General features: G+C 63.3%; 18 protein-coding genes. 15 read left to right on the top strand and 3 right to left on the bottom strand.

The window, feature by feature from the left end; genetic code table 11:
• Positions 1-45: 45 nt before the first annotated feature.
• Together NKI21_RS10120 and NKI21_RS10125 are read left to right on the top strand one after the other, a co-directional pair.
• The gene (locus NKI21_RS10120; protein WP_023808853.1) at positions 46-345 is read left to right on the top strand and encodes a TFIIB-type zinc ribbon-containing protein; all 300 of its coding nucleotides are present in this window, start codon (positions 46-48) and stop codon (positions 343-345) included.
• A gap of 68 nt (positions 346-413) precedes the next feature.
• Positions 414-1,400, top strand: coding sequence for a Tim44 domain-containing protein (locus NKI21_RS10125; protein ID WP_352440080.1), 987 nt, complete (start codon positions 414-416; stop codon positions 1,398-1,400).
• Between the two features lie 40 nt (positions 1,401-1,440).
• Here NKI21_RS10125 and NKI21_RS10130 read toward each other — a convergent pair whose 3' ends face one another.
• Positions 1,441-2,538 carry a lactonase family protein gene (locus NKI21_RS10130; RefSeq protein WP_352440081.1) on the bottom strand — a complete coding sequence of 366 codons (1,098 nt, stop codon included), beginning with the start codon at positions 2,536-2,538 and terminating at the stop codon, positions 1,441-1,443.
• A gap of 199 nt (positions 2,539-2,737) precedes the next feature.
• On the opposite strand from NKI21_RS10130, the gene NKI21_RS10135 reads away from it, so the two are divergent.
• From NKI21_RS10135 to NKI21_RS10170, 8 genes are all read left to right on the top strand, one after another.
• Positions 2,738-3,289: a MaoC family dehydratase gene (locus tag NKI21_RS10135; protein WP_352440082.1), complete on the top strand. Its 552-nt coding sequence runs from the start codon at positions 2,738-2,740 to the stop codon at positions 3,287-3,289.
• 1 nt (position 3,290) lies between these two features.
• A complete protein-coding gene (locus NKI21_RS10140) occupies positions 3,291-4,451 on the top strand; it encodes a CaiB/BaiF CoA transferase family protein (protein ID WP_352865456.1) in 1,161 nt (386 codons plus the stop codon).
• Complete coding sequence (locus tag NKI21_RS10145) at positions 4,448-5,617, top strand: extracellular solute-binding protein (protein ID WP_352440083.1); 1,170 nt, start codon at positions 4,448-4,450, stop codon at positions 5,615-5,617. Before NKI21_RS10140 ends, NKI21_RS10145 begins: the two co-directional genes overlap by 4 nt.
• Before the next feature lie 26 nt (positions 5,618-5,643).
• Positions 5,644-6,831 (top strand): ABC transporter substrate-binding protein, encoded by a 1,188-nt coding sequence (locus NKI21_RS10150; RefSeq protein WP_023808858.1) that lies wholly within the window; start codon positions 5,644-5,646, stop codon positions 6,829-6,831.
• A 66-nt stretch (positions 6,832-6,897) separates the two neighbouring features.
• Entirely contained in the window at positions 6,898-7,635 is a 738-nt protein-coding gene (locus tag NKI21_RS10155) for an ATP-binding cassette domain-containing protein (RefSeq protein ID WP_352440084.1), read from the top strand.
• Positions 7,628-8,386: an ATP-binding cassette domain-containing protein gene (locus NKI21_RS10160; RefSeq protein ID WP_023808860.1), complete on the top strand. Its 759-nt coding sequence runs from the start codon at positions 7,628-7,630 to the stop codon at positions 8,384-8,386. The genes NKI21_RS10155 and NKI21_RS10160 overlap by 8 nt, the downstream gene beginning before the upstream one ends.
• On the top strand, positions 8,383-9,333 hold the full coding sequence (locus NKI21_RS10165; protein WP_352440085.1) for an ABC transporter permease: 951 nt from the start codon (positions 8,383-8,385) through the stop codon (positions 9,331-9,333). The genes NKI21_RS10160 and NKI21_RS10165 overlap by 4 nt, the downstream gene beginning before the upstream one ends.
• Position 9,334: 1 nt before the next feature.
• Positions 9,335-10,306, top strand: a complete 972-nt coding sequence (locus NKI21_RS10170; protein WP_352440086.1) for an ABC transporter permease — start codon at positions 9,335-9,337, stop codon at positions 10,304-10,306.
• 9 nt (positions 10,307-10,315) lie between these two features.
• Here NKI21_RS10170 and NKI21_RS10175 read toward each other — a convergent pair whose 3' ends face one another.
• Together NKI21_RS10175 and NKI21_RS10180 are read right to left on the bottom strand one after the other, a co-directional pair.
• A complete protein-coding gene (locus NKI21_RS10175; RefSeq protein WP_352440087.1) occupies positions 10,316-11,155 on the bottom strand; it encodes an amidohydrolase family protein in 840 nt (279 codons plus the stop codon).
• Positions 11,156-11,220: 65 nt separating this feature from the next.
• On the bottom strand, positions 11,221-12,006 hold the full coding sequence (locus NKI21_RS10180; protein ID WP_023808863.1) for an IclR family transcriptional regulator: 786 nt from the start codon (positions 12,004-12,006) through the stop codon (positions 11,221-11,223).
• A gap of 169 nt (positions 12,007-12,175) precedes the next feature.
• Between NKI21_RS10180 and NKI21_RS10185 the strand changes: the two genes are divergently transcribed.
• The 5 genes from NKI21_RS10185 to NKI21_RS10205 all read left to right on the top strand — a co-directional run bounded on the left by NKI21_RS10185 (position 12,176) and on the right by NKI21_RS10205 (position 17,611).
• Positions 12,176-13,495, top strand: coding sequence for an ABC transporter substrate-binding protein (locus tag NKI21_RS10185; protein WP_352440088.1), 1,320 nt, complete (start codon positions 12,176-12,178; stop codon positions 13,493-13,495).
• A gap of 133 nt (positions 13,496-13,628) precedes the next feature.
• Positions 13,629-14,525: a carbohydrate ABC transporter permease gene (locus tag NKI21_RS10190; RefSeq protein ID WP_023808865.1), complete on the top strand. Its 897-nt coding sequence runs from the start codon at positions 13,629-13,631 to the stop codon at positions 14,523-14,525.
• The gene (locus NKI21_RS10195; RefSeq protein ID WP_023808866.1) at positions 14,525-15,391 is read left to right on the top strand and encodes a carbohydrate ABC transporter permease; all 867 of its coding nucleotides are present in this window, start codon (positions 14,525-14,527) and stop codon (positions 15,389-15,391) included. Before NKI21_RS10190 ends, NKI21_RS10195 begins: the two co-directional genes overlap by 1 nt.
• Before the next feature lie 4 nt (positions 15,392-15,395).
• Positions 15,396-16,493 (top strand): ABC transporter ATP-binding protein, encoded by a 1,098-nt coding sequence (locus tag NKI21_RS10200; RefSeq protein WP_023808867.1) that lies wholly within the window; start codon positions 15,396-15,398, stop codon positions 16,491-16,493.
• Positions 16,494-16,498: 5 nt separating this feature from the next.
• Positions 16,499-17,611 carry a mandelate racemase/muconate lactonizing enzyme family protein gene (locus NKI21_RS10205; RefSeq protein WP_352865462.1) on the top strand — a complete coding sequence of 371 codons (1,113 nt, stop codon included), beginning with the start codon at positions 16,499-16,501 and terminating at the stop codon, positions 17,609-17,611.

The raw sequence follows: 17,611 nt of genomic DNA on the forward strand, positions 1-17,611 counted from the left end.
GTTTTCGGTCAAGCGGGCTCAATCTTTTTCGGTTTGGAGCCCCGTATGACATCTTCTCTTCTTGGCATGACTTGCCCCTCCTGCCGCGTTGCGCTCGTGATGAGCGAACGCCAGGGTATCGAAATCGACTACTGTCCGCAGTGCCGCGGCGTCTGGCTTGATCGGGGAGAACTCGACAAAATCATCGAGCGTTCCGGCAGGGAAGCGGCGCCCGCGCCGCAGCCACAGCCGGCAGCATTCTCCCAGCCGCAACACGGCCAGGGCCGCGACGACGATTATTCCCGCTCCCACGGCCACCGCTATCCGAAGCGGAAGAAATCATTTTTCGAAGAGTTGTTCGATTGACCGCATGACGCCGGCACCCGGCGGCGGCTGAAAACTTCCGAAACCGCAGAGACAAAGGTTCATCTCCGATGACTTCCCGTACAAGCCGATTTGCAGCCCTCTTTGCAGGACTGTTCCTGGCGTTTTCGATGGTTGCGATAGACCATGCCGAGGCGCGCCGCGGCGGCAGTTTCGGCAGTCGTGGCATGCGCACGTTCCAATCGGCACCGCCGACCAGGACCGCACCGGCCCCGACCGCTCCAGTCGAGCGTTCGATGACGCCCAACACCGGTGCGAACAACGCGGCCCAGCAGCCGCAGGCCGGCCCGCAGAGGCCCGGCTTCATGAGCGGTTTCGGTGGAACGATGATGCGCGGCCTGCTGCTCGGCGGCCTGATCGGCCTGCTCGTCGGCCAAGGCTTCGGCGGCCTGGCCGGCATGTTCGGTTTCCTGCTTCAGGCCCTGCTCATCGGTGGCACGATCATGCTGGCTATCCGCTTCTTCCGCTCGCAATCGGCGCGTGGTCCTGCGCCAGCGCTCGCCGGTGTCGGCAATGCCCAGGCTTCGAGATTTGAGAACCGCGCAACGGCAGGGCAGCAGACTGCAGGCTCCTTCACAATTCCTGGCTTTGGCGGTGTTTCGGGCGGAAGCTCTCCGGCCATCGGTTCTGATGAGATCACGCTGGCTCAGACCGACCTCGACGCATTCCAGCAGCTGTTGACCGATGTCCAGGAAGCATTCGGGCGCGAAGACCATGCCGCTCTGCGCCGGGCTGTTACCCCCGAAATGGTGTCCTATCTGTCGGAAGAGCTGGCCGACAATGCCCAGAAAGGTCTCAGGAACGAGGTAACGGACGTCACGTTGCTGCAGGCCGACGTCGCTGAAAGCTGGCGTGAGGATGACCACGACTACGCCACGGCCGCATTGCGCTACGAGTCTCGTGACGTGATGCGCGAACGGGCCAGCGGCAAGGTCGTCGCGGGCGACGATGATCATCCGACAGAGACGACCGAGCTGTGGACATTCGTGCGTGAGAATGGCTCCAGTTGGAAGCTATCGGCGATACAACAGGCTTGAGCCCAGGGCGATTTTGTCCAAGGCTTCACAGTGTGGGCGTTCAGCGCACGATCTTGACGCACATCGGCGTGCCGATCTCGATGGCGCGCCCAGTGTCGCTGAGCATGCCGGTCTCGGCGTCGCGAGCGAAGATCGAGATGCGGTCGGCATTCTGGTTGGCGGAAAACAGATGGCCGCCTGACGGCGTCAGCGCCAGGTTGCGCGGCGTCGCGCCACCACAAGAGGTATAGCCGACGAGGCTCAGCGAACCCGTCTGCTGGTCGACCGCCATGATGACAACGCTGTCATGGCCGCGGTTGGAACCGTAGACAAAGCGGCCATCCGGCGACATCTGGATATCGGCGCAATGATTGCTGTCGCGCGCCTCGGCCGGCACCGCCGGCTTTGTGTCGACAATTGACAGCTTGCCGCTGGCTTCGTCCAGCGCCATCGACACGATGGTCGAATCCAACTCATTCATGACGAAGACGAAACGCCCGTTCGGATGCAGCGCCAGATGGCGCGGGCCGGCGCCCGGCGGCAAGGCGGATTCGGCAAGCTTGGTCAGGCTGCCATCCTGCTCGATCCGGTAGGACACCAGCCGGTCGATGCCGAGATCGGCAACGATGGCTGTTCCGCCGGCAATTGTTTCGGTGACGCTGTGGGCGTGCGAACGTTCCTGCCGCGCGGCATTCGGGCCGCTGCCCCTATGCGAGATGCTGGCCAGCGGCGCCGACAGCGCGCCGTCCTTCTCGAAACCATAGACAGCCACGGCCCGATCCGGACCGCCCTCGCCCATGCCGTAATTGGCGACCAGCAGCTTCGTCCCGTCGTGGGTGATGGTGTTGTGGGCGGTGATGCTGCCGAGCGATGGCTGCTTGTTCAGATAGCGGAGCGCGCCTGAGCCACGATCGAAGCTGTAGGCGGAGACGGTGCCCTCGCGCCAGGTGAAGACTTCCGAATTGGCATAGATGTGCGAGCCGTCTGGCGTCACCGACAGGAATGTCGGATTGTCGACATCGTTGGTCTCGGCCAGTTTTCGTGTTTCCAGCGTCGTCTCGTCAAAGCTGTAGACGCCGAGACCGACGCCCCGAGCGCCCTGAAAATACGGCGCCTCGCGGTTCAGGCTGCCGACAAAGACCAGACAATCCTTGCGCATGATTTCCTCCCCTGCCCGCCTGCGCTTCGGCGCGCGGGAGCAACCAAAATTTCGCCTGTTCACGCTTGCAACGCAACCCCATATGTGAAAATACTATTTACAAAAGAAGATTGACGGGAGGAGACGTCTTGCATTTCGACGCCCTGATGCGTTTTCCGACAGCTGAGACGTGCTCCAGGCAGGGCTGGTGGAGCCGACCATGAACGATTTTGCGCCCACCGTCGGCGTCGCCTCGACGCACCCAAAAAATATGCCCGAGGAGCACGCCGCGCTGCCGGTGTGGAACGCCGAAAACTGGTTCTATGAGGATTGGCCGGTCGGGCAGAAGATCCGCTCGTTGCGACGGACCATGGCCGAAGGCGATAGCCATTTGTTCAACACGCTGGTGCTCGACATCCACCCCTATGTGCAGGACCAGATATTTGCCGAGAGCGAAGGCATTTTCGGCAAGCGGCTGATCGCCGGCGCCTTTGTCTTCTCGGCTGGCCTCGGCCTGGTCGCCACCAATTGCGTCAATGCCTTTTCCTATGGCTACGACAAGCTCCGTTTCATAAAGCCTGTCTTCATTGGCGACACGATCTATTCGATCCGCTCCAACCTCGACAAGAAGCCCCGCTACAAGGAGATGGGGCTGATCCGCGCCAGCTATGAGGTTTTCAAGGGCGAAGGCGAGCTCGTTCTCTATTGCGAGCATCTGCAGACGGTGAAGTACCGCAACCCGGCCGACTTCGTCGGCAAGACGGAGAAATAGCATGCCGGCAGCAGCCGAATTGCCGCTCGCCGGTCTCGTCGTCGTCGACATGAGCCAGTTCCTGTCGGGCCCGTACTGCTCACTCAGGCTGCTCGATCTCGGTGCCCGCGTGATCAAGATCGAGCGTCCGGATGGCGGCGACCTGTCGCGCCGGCTCTATCTCAGCGACACCGAGATCGGCGGCGATTCCACCATCTTCCACGCCATCAACCGGGCCAAGGAAAGTCTTGCCATCGACCTCAAGAACGAGGCCGATCTCGAAGCGTTGCGCGGCCTCCTGGCCAGGGCTGACGTGCTGATCCAGAATTTCCGGCCGGGCGTCATCGAACGGCTCGGCCTGGACTATGAAGCGGTCCGCAAGATCAACCCGCGGCTGGTCTATGCTTCGATCAGCGGCTATGGCGAGGATGGGCCATGGGTCAAACGGCCCGGCCAGGATCTCTTGGCGCAGGCGCGTTCCGGCGTGATGTGGCTGAACGGCGACGAGGATCAGGGACCGGTGCCGTTCGGCCTCGCCATCGGCGACATGCTGGCTGGTGCCGCCTGTGCGCAGGGCATTCTGGCCGCACTGGTGCGGCGCGGCATCACCGGTCAGGGCATTCATATCGAAACCAGCCTGCTGGAAGCGCTGGTCGATTTCCAGTTCGAGGTGCTGACGACGCATCTCAATGACGGCCGCCGGCTGCCCAGGCGCTCCAGCTTCCGCAGCGCGCATGCCTATCTGTCGGCGCCTTACGGTGTCTACCCGGCCAAGGACGGCTATCTCGCCATCGCTATGACGCCGATCCCCAAGCTGGCCGACCTCTTGTCGCTCAGCGAGTTGGCGCCCTATCGCGACAAGCCTGCATCGTGGTTCACCGCGCGCGACGACATCAAGGCGATCATCGCGCAGCGGATCGCCACCAAAACCATCGACGAATGGCTTGATATCCTCGAGCCGGCCGACATCTGGTGCGCCAAGGTACTGACCTGGCCCGAGATGCTGGCAAGCGAGGGGTTTCAATCGCTCGATATGCTGCAGACGGTGACGCGCGAGGATGACGTCTCGATCCTCACGACGAGTTCGCCGCTCCGGGTCGATGGCATCAGGGCCAAGGTCGATCGGGCGGCGCCGCGCATCGGCGAGCACAGTGCCGCCATCCGCGCGGAGTTCGGCCTGTGAGCGTGCCCAAGCTCAAAGGCATGACCTGGAGCCATCCGCGTGGCTACGATCCGATGGTCGCCTGCTCGGCGCTGTGGCAGCAGAAGACCGGTATTGCCATCGAATGGGACAAGCGCTCGCTGCAGGATTTCGAATCCTTCCCGGTCGAGGAACTGGCGCGCGCCTATGATCTCATCGTCATCGACCATCCGCATGTCGGCCAGATCACGGCCGAAGGCTGCCTGGAGCCGCTGGATGTCGCCGGACGCGAGGCGGAACGCACGGCCCTTGCCTCGGGCAGCGTCGGCCAGTCCTATCCGAGCTACAACTGGCAAGGACGGCAATGGGCTTTCCCGATCGATGCGGCAACCCAGGTCCAGGCATGGCGGCCGGATGCGATCGAGGCGCCACCGGCGCGCTGGAGCGAGGTGCTCGATCTCGCCCGGCAAGGCCGTGTGCTGCTGCCGCTGCGGCCGCCTCACGTGTTGATGGTGTTTTACACATTCGCAGGCAATCTCGGCCGTCCTTGCACCACCGATCCATCCCACGATCTCATCGATGTTGACGCCGGTAGCGAAGTGTTTGAAGCAATGCGCGAGATTGCAGCGCTCGTTGATCCGGCTTGCTTGGAGATGGATCCGATTGCCGTCTCGGAGCGCATGGCGGAGGCCGGTTCCAGGTTCGTCTGCGCGCCACTGATCTATGGCTATGTTTCCTATGCGACGACTGGCTTTCGGGCGAACCGGCTGGCCTTTGCCGATGTTCCGGTCATCGGTTCCGGCGGCCCGATCGGTTCGGCGCTCGGCGGCACCGGCATAGCCGTATCAGCCTTTTCCAAAGCCAGGGATGCCGCGATCAACTTTGCCTATTGGGTCTCGAGCGGCGATGTCCAGCGCGGCGCCTATGCCGCCGCCGGCGGCCAGCCCGGCCATGCAGCGGCCTGGGAAGATCAGGCCGTCAATGAAGCGACCGGCAATTTCTACCGGGACACGCGCGCGACACTGGAGGGTGCATGGGTGCGGCCGCGCCATGACGGCTACATGGCGTTCCAGCAGGCCGCGTCCGAACGCATCCTTTCCGGCATGACCTTCCGGCATCAAGCCCGACAGGTCGTTGCCGATCTCAATCGCCTGTTTCGGGAGAGTTCCCCGGTGCAGGTGTCCGGCGCTGCCGGTGGAGGAGCCTGAACCAAACCGAACGGAGGAGAACAAGAATGACAGGAATGATCCGCGGCCTGCTGGCCGCAACGGCGCTTGCCTCGCTTGCAACGGCCGCCTTTGCACAGGATGTGCAAGGCGTCATCGGTGGACTGCCGACCGAACTCAAGGCGCAGTATGACGGAGCGCCCCAGAAGGTATTGCCTTCGGCCTGGGAGAATTTCAACGCGCCGCCAAAGCCGTGGAAATGGTGCCACTCGGAATCCTACCAGGGCAACCCGTGGCGGGTCACGGTGACCAAGGAGTTGAAGCGTCTTGTCGACGGGCTGATCGCCGACGGCACCGTCTCCAGCTTCGAGGTGTCGGATTCCAACAATGATGCCAGCCAGCAGATCAACCAGATCCGCGCCTTCATCGACAAGAAATGCTCTATCATCACGTCGGTGCCGGGCTCGGCGACGGCGCTCGACGATGCCATCGACGCTGCCGCCAAGGCCGGCATTCCGTTCATCACCGCCGCCGGCTCGGTGACCAGCCCGAACGCCATCAATGTCGATTCCAACTATGCGCGCTGGGGCTATGACATGATGACGGCGATCGGCAAGGCGCAGCCGGACGGCGCCAGCATCCTTCTGGTCGAAGGCATCGCCGGCCACCCGATCGTGGTCCAGGAACGCCAGGGCGCGGACAAGGCGCTGGCGGAAAATCCGAAGCTGAAGATCTCGCGCAACGTCAACGGCAACTGGACAGCCAACGTCACCAAGACCGTGGTGCTGCAGGCGATCGCCACCAACCCGGCGCCGATCGATGCGGTGTGGACGACAGGCAGCGAAAGCCGCGTCGTCGCCGAAGCCTTCGCGGAAGCCGGCCGGCCGGCGCCATTGATCACCGGCTCGATCACCGGGGACGCGCTGGGCTACTGGAAGGCCAACCCCGACAAGTACCGCTTCGAAGGCCATGCGGTGCTGCCGCACTGGACCGCGCAAACACTGTTCCGCGTCGGCGAGCGCATGCTCGACGGCCAGAAGCCGAAGCTGAACACGCTGCTGATCCCGATCCCGCCTGTCCACACCGCCGATCTCGGTGCCTGGTACAAGGACTGCATGACGACGGATGCCGTGTCGATCTTCCCGATCCCGCCGAAAGATCCGATGCCGGAGGAATGGCTCGACGCCTATTTCTCGAACCCGGCGCCGACCAAGGGCTGGGATTATTCGAAGGTGCCCGATGCCTGTGCAAAGTGACGCCTGCTAGTCTCTCAGCAGGCCGGCTCCTTTCTGGGTGCGGGCCTGCCAGCATCGAAACGCGACATGCTTGAAATCAAAACCATATCCAAACGCTATGGCGAGACGATCGCGCTCGCGGACGCATCGATCGCGTTTCGGGCGGGAACCATCCACACCATCCTGGGCGAGAACGGTTCGGGCAAGAGCACGATGGTCAAGCTGCTGTCCGGCATCGTCCAGCCGGACAATGGCGCGATCCTGCTGCACGGCAAGCCGTTTTCGGGTGCCAAGCCCTCGGCCTTCCAGGCGCAAGGTTTTGCCACGGTGTTCCAGGAGGTGCTGATCGCGCCGGACTGCAGCGTCATCGATAACATCCTGCTCGGCCTCGACGGGCTGGTCCGGCGCGCTGTTCCCCGCAACGAGCGCCGTGACCGGGCGAAAGCCGCGCTGAAGCGCTTCGCGGTTACCGACGTCCCCCTCGACAAGCCAGCCGGCCTGCTGCCGCTTGCCGCGCAGCAATTGGTCGTTCTCGCCCGCGCGATCGTGCGCAACCCAAAGATCCTGATCCTCGACGAGGTCACCGCCGCGCTCGACTTCGCCGATCGCGAATCCGTCTTTTCCCTGATGCGCGCGCTGGCCGGCGAAGGCTGCCTGATCCTGTTCATCACCCACCGCATGGACGAGGTGATGTCGCTGTCGGATCGCATCTCGATCCTGCGCGGCGGCAGCGTCGTGCGCACCGAGGAGCGCGGCGCTTCGACGCCGGCTGAACTTCTCAAGGCGATGGCGCCACGCACGGCGGCGGAGCTGCAGCATGGCTGATCGCGCCGCCCTCGATTTTGGTGGTCTTGCCGTTCGGGACCTTGTCATCGCGCCCGGCGCCAGCCCGATCACGCAGGCAATCGCTCCGGGTGAGATCGTCGGGCTTGCCGGTCTCGATGGTCATGGCCAGGAGCTGTTTCTCAAGATGCTTGCCGGCCTGGAACCGCCCCATGGCGGCTCGATCGAACTCGGTTCATCGGATGCCTCCCGAAAGATTACCGGGTTTCGCAAGGCTGTCGCCAGCGGCATCGCCTATTTGCCGCGCGACCGACGCGCCAACGGCATTTTCCCGACACAGTCGGTGCTCGACAATTTCGCCGTCTCGACCTTGTCGCGCGACACGCGGCTCGGGCTAATCAGCCCGTCGGCACGCAAGGCGCGCTACGACTTCTATCGCGAAAAACTCTCGATAGTGGCGCCCCGGCCCGATGCGCCGATCACCACTCTTTCGGGCGGCAACCAGCAGAAGGTGCTGTTGGCGCGTGCCTTGGCGCTGGAGCCCGCGATCCTGCTCCTCAACGATCCGACGCGTGGCGTCGACGTGGCGACGCGGCATGTGCTCTACGACGTGTTTCGCGGGCTGGCGTCCGACGGCATGGGGCTCGTCATCCTATCCAGTGAAATCGAGGAGATTCTTCTCCTGTGCCAGCGCGTGCTGGTGTTCCGTGAGAATGAAGTCGCGGCCGAGATCTCTGGCGACGCGCTCACCACCGACAGCGTGATATCAGCCATGTTCGGACGTGCGGCATGAACCCTGTTGCGCGCCTCCTGTCCCTTGGGCGAAATTTCGGCTTCGCGGTGGTGCTGCTGGTCGTGCTGCTTGCGATCAATCTTATCCTCAGCCCCGGGCGGTTCCAGCCGGGTTCCTGGGGCGCGCTGGTCGGATTGGCGGCGCCCTTGATCGGTGCGGCCATTGCCTCGACGCCAGTGATCCTCGCCGGTCGCGGCGGAATCGACATCTCGGTCGGGCCATTGATGGGCTTCGTCAACGCTTTGACGATCCAGGTGCTGTTCCTCGGCACCGGCATCTCATCGCCCCTGGTGCTCGTTCCGGCTGCATTGCTCGTCGGGGCGCTGGTGGGTGCTGCGAACGGCTTTCTGGCGACAATCGTGCGCATTCAGCCGATCGTCGCGACGCTCGGCACCTATCTGATCCTCACCGGCGTGACGTTAACAATCCTGCCGGCGCCGATCGGTCCCGCACCGGCCTGGCTCAAGGCACTGTCCGGTCCGCTGTCGATGCTGCCGCTGGCGGCGATGTTCATCGTCTGGTGGCTGGTGCGGCGCACCCCTTACTACGACCAGCTTATGGCGGTGGGCAGCGACGACCGTGCCGCCTACACCGCCGGCGTCGATGTCACGCGCGTGCGCTTCATCGCCTATATCATGACCGGCATCCTTGGCGGCTGCGCCGGATTGATGCTGACCGCGCTGATCGGCTCCGCCGATCCGAACATCGGGCCAACTTACACACTGATCGCCATCGCCGCGGTAGCGCTCGGCGGCGTCAGCCTTGCAGGCGGCCGTGGTGGGGTGGCGGGTGCCGCCATCGGCGCCATCGACATCTTCCTGCTGCAAAGCGTGCTGACGACGTTCAATGTCTCGACCTTCGTGCTGCAGATCGCCTACGGCGCGATCCTGGTGCTGGCCGTGATGCTGACAGCGCTGCAGGAACGTCTTGCTATGGGGAGACGCTGACATGGTTTTGCGCCAAAACCTCTTCGCCACAACCAACGCTCGCGTCGTCGGCGCCTTCTGCGTCGCCGCCCTTCTGCATCTCGCCGGCACGATCCTCATTCCTGGCTACTCCGCGCCGTTTGCCATACGCGCCATGCTGGTGCTCGCCTCGCTGCTCGCCGTGGCCTCGATCGGGCAGACGCTGGTCGTCATCATGGGCGGCATCGACCTGTCGATCCCTTTCGTCATTGGCTTTGCCAATGTCGTGGCGGCGCAGCTTTATGGCGATGGCTGGCATTTTGTCCTGGTCTGCGGCCTCGTCGGCGTACTGGCGATCATCATCGGCGGGCTGAACGGGCTGATCTCGCGCAGCCTCGACATCCAGCCGCTCATCGTCACGCTCGGCATCGGCATGGTCGTGCAAGGGCTGGTGCTGTTGTGGACGGCGGGTTTCCCGTCAGGCTCCGCACCGCAAGCGGTATCCAGCTTCGTCTCGATCGGCGGATCGGCCGGACCGCTGCCGGTGCCGTGGCTGGTGCCGAGCCTTGTCGTGCTGGCGGCACTCGTCGTCCTGGTGCTGGAGCGAACGCCCTATGGCCGCCGGCTTTACGCGCTGGGCAGCAATCCGGGCGCGGCGCCGCTGGCGCTGATTGACCCGGTTCGCATGTGGGTCGTCACCTATGCGGCAAGCGCTTTCTTCGCCGCCGTGGCAGGAGTGCTGCTGCTCGGCTTCACCGGTTCGGCCTATGGCGATGTCGGCCAGCCCTATCTGTTCCAGACCATCGCAGCCGTTGTCGTAGGAGGTGCAGCACTTGTCGGCGGCCGGGGAAGCTATCTCGGCACGATCGCCGGCGTGCTGGTGCTGACCGAGATCAACACGCTGCTGATCGGCCTCGGCTTCCAGCCCGCAGCGGTGCAGGCCGCGCTCGGCTTCGTCATCGTGCTGCTGGTTTCGCTCTATGGCCGCGAACGGCACGTCTCGACAACCATCTGAAATAACCAGTCAGTCGAGCCGCCACAGCTTGCGGGCATTGTCGGACAACAGCCTGTCGCGCTCGGCAATGCTGCAGCCCGAGAGCAATGCATGGGTCGCCGCCACCCAGGTCGACAGGCCGCCGCCTAGCGTGCAGACCGGCCAGTCGCTGCCCCAGACGACGCGGTCCCAGCCGAATGAACTGATAGTGTGCTCGACGTACGGCCGCAGCGTCTCGACCGTCCAGCTGCCGGCATCGGCATAGGCGACGACGCCGGATATCTTGGCCATGACATTCGGGCGCCGCGCGATCTCGCTCATATGCTCGCGCCATGGATGTTCGGCTCCGCCCTTGATGTCGGGTACGCCGCAGTGATCGAGGACGAACGTCACATCGGGCGCCAGGTCGGCCAGCGCAATCGCCTTGGGGATCTGGTGCGGCAGCACGACGAGATCGAAGGTCAGGCCGGTGCCGCCAAGCCGCTTGATGCTGGCGCGAAACACCGCACCTTCCGAGAGCTCGTCGGGCACGACGTGGAGGACGCGGCGAAAGCCTTTTACGAACGGGTTTGCCCGCTGCCGTTCGAGATAGGCCGCGAAGTCCCCTTCCTCAGGACGGCAGGACGCGATCACCCCGGCCAGCATGCTGCCGGACTGCCGTGACAGTCCTTCCACACGAGCGGTCTCGGCTTCGATGTCGGCCGCATCGACATCGACCTCCATATGCAGCACACGCCCTACGCCGACACGCTGCGCCTCCACGGCGTATTCCTCATAGGAGAAATCGCGGTTGAGCGCCGGCACGCCGGCGAGCCAGGGATAGCGCAGGGCCGAGCGATCGATCAGGTGAAGATGGGTATCGATGATCATGGTGAGGCTCCTCCCTCTGGCTTTTCAAATCATCTCACGGGGGAATTCTTCATTCAAATAAGAATTCACACCGATGAGCCGACTGCTGATCCAGCAAGGTGCGACAGCTTTTCACACGTTGCCAGCAACAGTTCGATCGTCCTGGTGATGTCGGGCGCGGAAGGCGCGTTGACCACCGTGATGTAGGGAATCGACAGCGCGGCGATCGCCTTGCCGTCGGAACTGCGCACCGGGGCGGACAGGTTGAAGACGCCGGCTGTCTGCATCGAGGCCATCATCTCGTAGCCACGGTCGCGGATCTGGTCGAGACGGGTGAAGAACTCGGTCGATTGCGCCGTCTTGTCGGTGCTGCGGACGTGTTCGGAAATCATCATCTGGCGCTCTTCCGGTGAGCGGAAAGCGAGCAGCACATGTCCCGAGCCGGTGTCGAACAGACTGATATGGGAGCCGACCCGGATCGATATGCCCCAGTAGTTCGGTGCTTCTTGCTGGCCGATGACGACGGCAGAACCGCGATCAAAAACAACGAGTTGGTTGGCCTGCTGCGATGTCTCGGCAAGCTCACGCATCAGCGGCGTCGCATAGGAGACCAGCCGCCGAACCGGCGCGTGCAACTGTGCCAGACCGAACAGCTTGAGCGTCAGCGAATAGCGGTCGCCGTCGAGCCTGGTGACATAGCCGCGCCGCACCAGCCGGTCGAGCATACGGTAGAATTCGTTGGGGCTGCGGTCGAGTTTCTTGGCGATTTCTGCCTGGGTCAGGCCGCCGTCGACGCCCGCCAGCAGTTCAAGGATATCGAGCCCCTTGTCGAGCGCCGGCGCGCGATAGCGCTCGTCTTCGCTGTCGTCCATGGGCTCATCCTCCAGTGAATTTCACCCTTCATATACGCAGGAACTTGCGCGGCGGAAACAAATTTCGCCTTGACGTGTCTATGAATGTTTTGTTTGTATATGAATGTAGCACTTCTTGTCATCAGACGAGTTGCGGTCGCCGCGGAGGCGGCACCAAGGGAGGATACCAATGAACAGACTGCTGTCCGGCGTGTGCGCCGGTGCATTGTTGCTCGCGTCAGGTGCGGGCGCTGCCCTTGCCGGCGACCTGCCCGGCAAGTTCGAAGGCGTGACCGTCGACGTGAAGCTGATCGGCGGCCAGCAATATGAAAAGCTCTACGAGCGCATTCCCGAATGGGAGAAGGCGACCGGCGCCAAGGTCAACATCCTGACCAAGAAGAACGGCTTCGACATCGACAAGGAGCTCAAGTCCGACATCGCCTCGGGCAGCACCAACTGGTGCGTCGGCTGGAACCATTCGTCCTTTGCGCCGCAATATACGGGCCTTTACACCGACCTCAGCAAATTGCTGCCCAAGGAAGAGATCGACGCTTTCGTGCCGTCGACGATCACGTCCGCAACCATCGACGGCAAGCTGGAGATGCTGCCGCGTGCGCAGTTCGACGTTTCGGCGCTCTACTACCAGAAGAGCCTGTACGAGAACGCCGACAACAAGACCAAGTTCAAGGCGAAGTACGGCTATGATTTGGTGCCGCCGGACACCTGGAAGGAAGTGACCGACCAGGCCCAGTTCTTCGCCAACCCACCCAATTTCTACGGCACGCAGTTCGCCGGCAAGGAAGAGGCGATCAACGGCCGCTTCTACGAGATGGTTGTCGCTGAAGGCGGCGAGTATCTCGACAAGGACGGCAAGCCGGTCTTCAATTCCGAGGCCGGCATCCGGGCGCTCGACTGGTTCGTCAACCTCTACAAGGCCAAGGCCGTACCGGCCGGAACCACCAACTATCTCTGGGACGATCTCGGCCAGGGCTTTGCGTCCGGCACCGTCGCCATCAACCTGGACTGGCCGGGCTGGGCTGGCTTCTTCAACGATCCGAAGTCGTCGAAGGTCGCCGGCAATGTCGGCGTGAAAGTCGCGCCGAAGGGCTCGTCCGGCAAACGCACCGGCTGGTCAGGTTTCCATGGCTTCTCGGTGACCGAGAATTGCCCCAACAAGGAGGCCGCGGCTTCCCTGGTGTGGTGGCTGACCAACGAAGACAGCCAGAAGCTCGAGGCCGCCGCAGGCCCGCTGCCGACCCGCAGCGCGGTGTGGGACTGGGATTTGAAGCAGGCCGAAAACGATCCTTACAAGAAGGAGGTTCTTACCGCCTTCCAGGAAGAGGCCAAGCACGCGTTTGCCGTGCCGCAGACGCCTGAATGGATCGAGATCTCGAACGCCGTCTATCCCGAATTGCAGGCGGCGATCCTCGGTGACAAGACCTCCAAGCAGGCACTGGACGATGCGGCCGCCAAGGCGACGCAAATCCTCCAGGACGCCGGCAAGCTCTAGAAACGGGCTCCCAAGGCTGCCTCCCCCATCGGAAATGGGGGAGGCGATCGTGTTTCGCGGCCAGCGATTTACGCTAACCCATCGCCCCCGGCCCACTCACGGCCGTCCAAATGCAAACACCTCAAGGATTCTGATGAAGGGCTTCAAGCCATCCGCGCCATTCCTGCTGCTGCTTCCGGCCATGATCGTGCTGGCGGCGGTTGTCGTTGTGCCGTTGCTGTTGTCCCTTTACTCCAGCTTCACGCCGTTCCGCCTGACGCGGCCCGAAACGTTCTACGTCTTCATCGGCATCCGGAACTATCTTTCGATCCTGTCCAACACTGATTTCTGGTGGGCGTTCGGTCGCACGGTGCTGCTGCTGACCATCGCGCTCAATCTCGAAATGCTGCTTGGCCTTGGGCTTGCCATGCTGGTCGAGAAAGCGACACGCGGCCAGCGCATCCTGCGCACGCTGATGATGTTTCCGATGATGTTTTCGCCGATCCTGGTCGGCTTTCAGTTCAAGTTTATGTTCAACGACAATATCGGCCTGGTGAACAATGCGCTGCAGTCGCTCGGCATCACGCAAGACGCCATACCGTGGCTGATCGAGGGCCATCTCGCCTTCATCGCCATCTCGATCGCCGAGATCTGGTCGTCGACGGCGATCTTCGCCATCCTGATCCTCGCCGGCCTGCTCGCCATGCCCAAGGAGCCGATCGAGGCGGCGCGGGTCGACGGCTGCACGCCGTGGCAGACATTCCGCTATGTGACGTGGCCGTTCGTCATGCCTTTCGCGTACATCGCCATGACCATTCGCTCGCTCGACGTCGCGCGCGCCTATGACATCGTCAAGATCATGACCGATGGCGGACCGGCGGGCCGCACCGAACTGCTATGGACCCTGGTGGCCCGCACCGCCTACAGCGACGGGCGCATGGGCATGGCCAACGCCATGGCCTATTTCTCGATCCTGCTGTCGATCGCCTTCACTGTCTACTTCTTCAACAAGCTCGCCGCGGCGCGCACGCAGATCGGTGCGGAGTGGTGATGGACGAGAATTCTTCCGCCCGCCTGAAGCGCCGGCTGCTGGGCGTCGTCTATCGCATCGGCCTGTTCCTGGCGATGCTGACCATCTGCCTGCCGGGCCTGTGGATCGTCATCTCGTCGCTGCGGCCGGCGGTCGAGATCATGGCCAAGCCACCGGTGTGGATCCCTCAGGAGATCTCGTTCGACGCTTATGTCGCCATGTTCTCAGGCATCGGCAAGGGCGGCATCCCTGTCATCGAATATTTCCGCAACTCGCTGATCATCTCGGTGACCTCGACAGTCATTGCGGTGGCCATCGGCATGGCCGGCGGCTATGCCTTCGCGCGCTACCGCTTCCGCGGCAAATCCAGCGTCTTCCTCAGCCTGATGCTGACGCGCACCGTGCCGGGCATTGCGCTCTCGCTACCGCTGTTCTTCCTCTATGTGCGGCTTGGCATCATCGACACGCATTTCGGGCTGATCCTTGCCTATGTCGCGCTCAACGTGCCGTTCACCATCTGGCTGATCGACGGCTTCTTCCGCCAGGTGCCCAAGGACCTCGCGGAGGCGGCGCAGATCGATGGCTGCACGCGCTGGCAGGCGTTCTGGCAGGTCGAGTTCCCGCTTGCCGGACCGGGCATCGCTTCGGCCGCCATCTTCGCCTTCCTGACCTGCTGGAACGAGTTCGCGCTGGCCTCGCAGCTGACCCGCTCGGTGAGCGCCAAGACGCTGCCGGTCGGCCTGCTCGATTACACGGCCGAGTTCACCATCGATTGGCGTGGCATGTGCGCGCTGGCCGTGGTGATGATCATTCCGGCGCTCACCCTCACCTACGTCGTCCAGAAACACCTTGTCGGCGGCCTGACCTCCGGCGCGGTGAAAGGCTGATACCATGGCAACCGTTACCCTCACCAAGCTGACCAAGCGCTACGGCAACATCGGGATCGTGCACGGCATCGATCTCGACATCGCCGACCGCGAATTCATCGCGCTGGTCGGCCCGTCCGGCTGCGGCAAGTCGACGACGCTGCGCATGATCGCCGGGCTGGAAGAGATCAGTGCCGGCTCGATCGAGATCGGCGGGCGCGTCGTCAACGACCTGCCGCCGCGCTCGCGCAACATCTCGATGGTGTTCCAGTCCTATGCGCTCTATCCGCACATGACGGTGCGCGAGAATCTCGGCTTCTCGCTGAAGATCGCCGGTGCCGCCAAGGAAGACATGGACCGCCGTGTCGCCGAGGCCTCGGCCATTCTTGGCCTCGACACACTGCTGGACCGACGCCCCTCGCAACTCTCCGGCGGTCAGCGCCAGCGCGTCGCCATGGGCCGCGCCATCGTGCGCGATCCTGACGTCTTCCTGTTCGACGAGCCGCTTTCCAATCTCGACGCCAAATTACGCACGCAGATGCGCACCGAGATCAAGAAGCTTCATGCCAAGGTGCAATCGACGGTGATCTACGTCACCCATGATCAGGTCGAGGCGATGACGCTTGCCGACCGCATCGTCATCATGCGCGACGGCCATATCGAACAAGTCGGCACGCCCGACGAGGTGTTCCGGCAGCCGGCGACGCGCTTCGTCGCAGGCTTCATCGGCTCGCCGCCGATGAACCTGCATGAAGCCACGATCGATGATGGCCAGATGGTTTTCGCCAGCGGCGAAAAGCTGCCGCTGCCCGCCCAGTTCAAGACCAACGTCGCCACCGGCGACAAGGTCGTGTTCGGGCTGCGGCCGGACGACATCTATCCGACCGGCCATGGCATCAGCTCCGGTGGTGCGGCCGATGTCCACCAGATCGAACTGCCGATCACGGTCACCGAACCGCTCGGCAACGAGACACTGGTGTTCGTCGAATTCAACGGTACGGACTGGGTGTCGCGCATGCTGAACCCGAGGCCACTGCGGCCGGGCGAGCGGGTCGCCATGAGCCTCGACATGTCGCAGGCGCACCTGTTTGCCACCGAGACCGGAAAGACATTGCGGAGCTGATCGGCATGGCCAAAATTGGGAAAGTCGACCTTCGGATGGTGGACCTTGTGCCCAAGGTCAAGCGCACCGACGCCATCCAGAGCTTCGTCAGCCAGGAAACGCCTATCGTCACCATCACCGATTCCGACGGTGCGGTCGGCACCGGCTACAGCTACACGATCGGCACCGGCGGCTCGTCGGTGATGCGGCTTTTGTCCGACCATCTGGTGCCGCGCCTGATCGGCCGCGACCCCGACATGATCGAGGCAATCTGGCACGATCTCGAATTCGCCACGCATGCCACGACCATCGGCGCCATCACCGCCATCGCCATCGCGGCCATCGATACAGCACTGTGGGACCTACGGGCAAAGAAGCAGAACCTGCCTTTGTGGAAGCTGGCCGGCGGCGCCAAGGACCGCTGCCCGCTGTACACGACCGAAGGCGGCTGGCTGCACATCGAGACGCAGGCGCTGGTCGACGATGCGCTGGCCGCCAAGGCCAAGGGCTTTCGCGGCTCGAAGGTGAAGATCGGCAGGCCGCACGGCTCGGAAGATCTGGCGCGCCTGTCGGCGGTGCGCAAGGCGGTCGGCGACGGCTACGAGATCATGACCGACGCCAATCAGGGCTTTTCGGTCGACGAGGCGATCCGGCGCGCGGCAAGATTACGCGACCTCGACCTCGCCTGGATCGAGGAGCCACTGCCGGCCGACGACATTGACGGGCATGTGCGGTTGTCGAACTCGACGCCGACGCCGATTGCCATCGGCGAGTCGCTCTACTCCATTCGCCATTTTCGCGAGTACATGCAGAAAGGCGCCTGCTCGATCGTGCAGGTCGATGTCGGCCGCATCGGCGGCATCACGCCCTGGCTCAAGATCGCGCACGCGGCGGAGGCCTTCGACATTCCGGTCTGCCCGCATTTCCTGATGGAGCTGCATGTCAGCCTGACCTGCGCTGTTCAGAACGGCCGATATGTCGAGTACATTCCGCAACTCGACCAGTTGACCGGCAAGCGCCTCCGCATCGAGGATGGCCAGGCGCTGGCGCCCGACGAACCCGGCATCGGCATCGATTGGGACTGGGACGCGGTCAAGGCCATGAGCATCGCCGAATTCACCACGGCGATCACGAAATAG

Origin of the sequence: Mesorhizobium sp. M0715 (genome assembly GCF_040320355.1) — a bacterium.
In the GTDB taxonomy this organism is placed as follows: Bacteria; Pseudomonadota; Alphaproteobacteria; order Rhizobiales; family Rhizobiaceae; genus Mesorhizobium.

Coding starts and splice junctions, on each gene's coding strand:
- NKI21_RS10120 (WP_023808853.1), top strand. CDS start 46: ATGACATCTTCTCTTCTTGGCATGACTTGCCCCTCCTGCCGCGTTGCG.
- NKI21_RS10125 (WP_352440080.1), top strand. CDS start 414: ATGACTTCCCGTACAAGCCGATTTGCAGCCCTCTTTGCAGGACTGTTC.
- NKI21_RS10130 (WP_352440081.1), bottom strand. CDS start 2,538: ATGCGCAAGGATTGTCTGGTCTTTGTCGGCAGCCTGAACCGCGAGGCG.
- NKI21_RS10135 (WP_352440082.1), top strand. CDS start 2,738: ATGAACGATTTTGCGCCCACCGTCGGCGTCGCCTCGACGCACCCAAAA.
- NKI21_RS10140 (WP_352865456.1), top strand. CDS start 3,291: ATGCCGGCAGCAGCCGAATTGCCGCTCGCCGGTCTCGTCGTCGTCGAC.
- NKI21_RS10150 (WP_023808858.1), top strand. CDS start 5,644: ATGACAGGAATGATCCGCGGCCTGCTGGCCGCAACGGCGCTTGCCTCG.
- NKI21_RS10155 (WP_352440084.1), top strand. CDS start 6,898: ATGCTTGAAATCAAAACCATATCCAAACGCTATGGCGAGACGATCGCG.
- NKI21_RS10160 (WP_023808860.1), top strand. CDS start 7,628: ATGGCTGATCGCGCCGCCCTCGATTTTGGTGGTCTTGCCGTTCGGGAC.
- NKI21_RS10165 (WP_352440085.1), top strand. CDS start 8,383: ATGAACCCTGTTGCGCGCCTCCTGTCCCTTGGGCGAAATTTCGGCTTC.
- NKI21_RS10170 (WP_352440086.1), top strand. CDS start 9,335: ATGGTTTTGCGCCAAAACCTCTTCGCCACAACCAACGCTCGCGTCGTC.
- NKI21_RS10175 (WP_352440087.1), bottom strand. CDS start 11,155: ATGATCATCGATACCCATCTTCACCTGATCGATCGCTCGGCCCTGCGC.
- NKI21_RS10180 (WP_023808863.1), bottom strand. CDS start 12,006: ATGGACGACAGCGAAGACGAGCGCTATCGCGCGCCGGCGCTCGACAAG.
- NKI21_RS10185 (WP_352440088.1), top strand. CDS start 12,176: ATGAACAGACTGCTGTCCGGCGTGTGCGCCGGTGCATTGTTGCTCGCG.
- NKI21_RS10190 (WP_023808865.1), top strand. CDS start 13,629: ATGAAGGGCTTCAAGCCATCCGCGCCATTCCTGCTGCTGCTTCCGGCC.
- NKI21_RS10195 (WP_023808866.1), top strand. CDS start 14,525: ATGGACGAGAATTCTTCCGCCCGCCTGAAGCGCCGGCTGCTGGGCGTC.
- NKI21_RS10200 (WP_023808867.1), top strand. CDS start 15,396: ATGGCAACCGTTACCCTCACCAAGCTGACCAAGCGCTACGGCAACATC.
- NKI21_RS10205 (WP_352865462.1), top strand. CDS start 16,499: ATGGCCAAAATTGGGAAAGTCGACCTTCGGATGGTGGACCTTGTGCCC.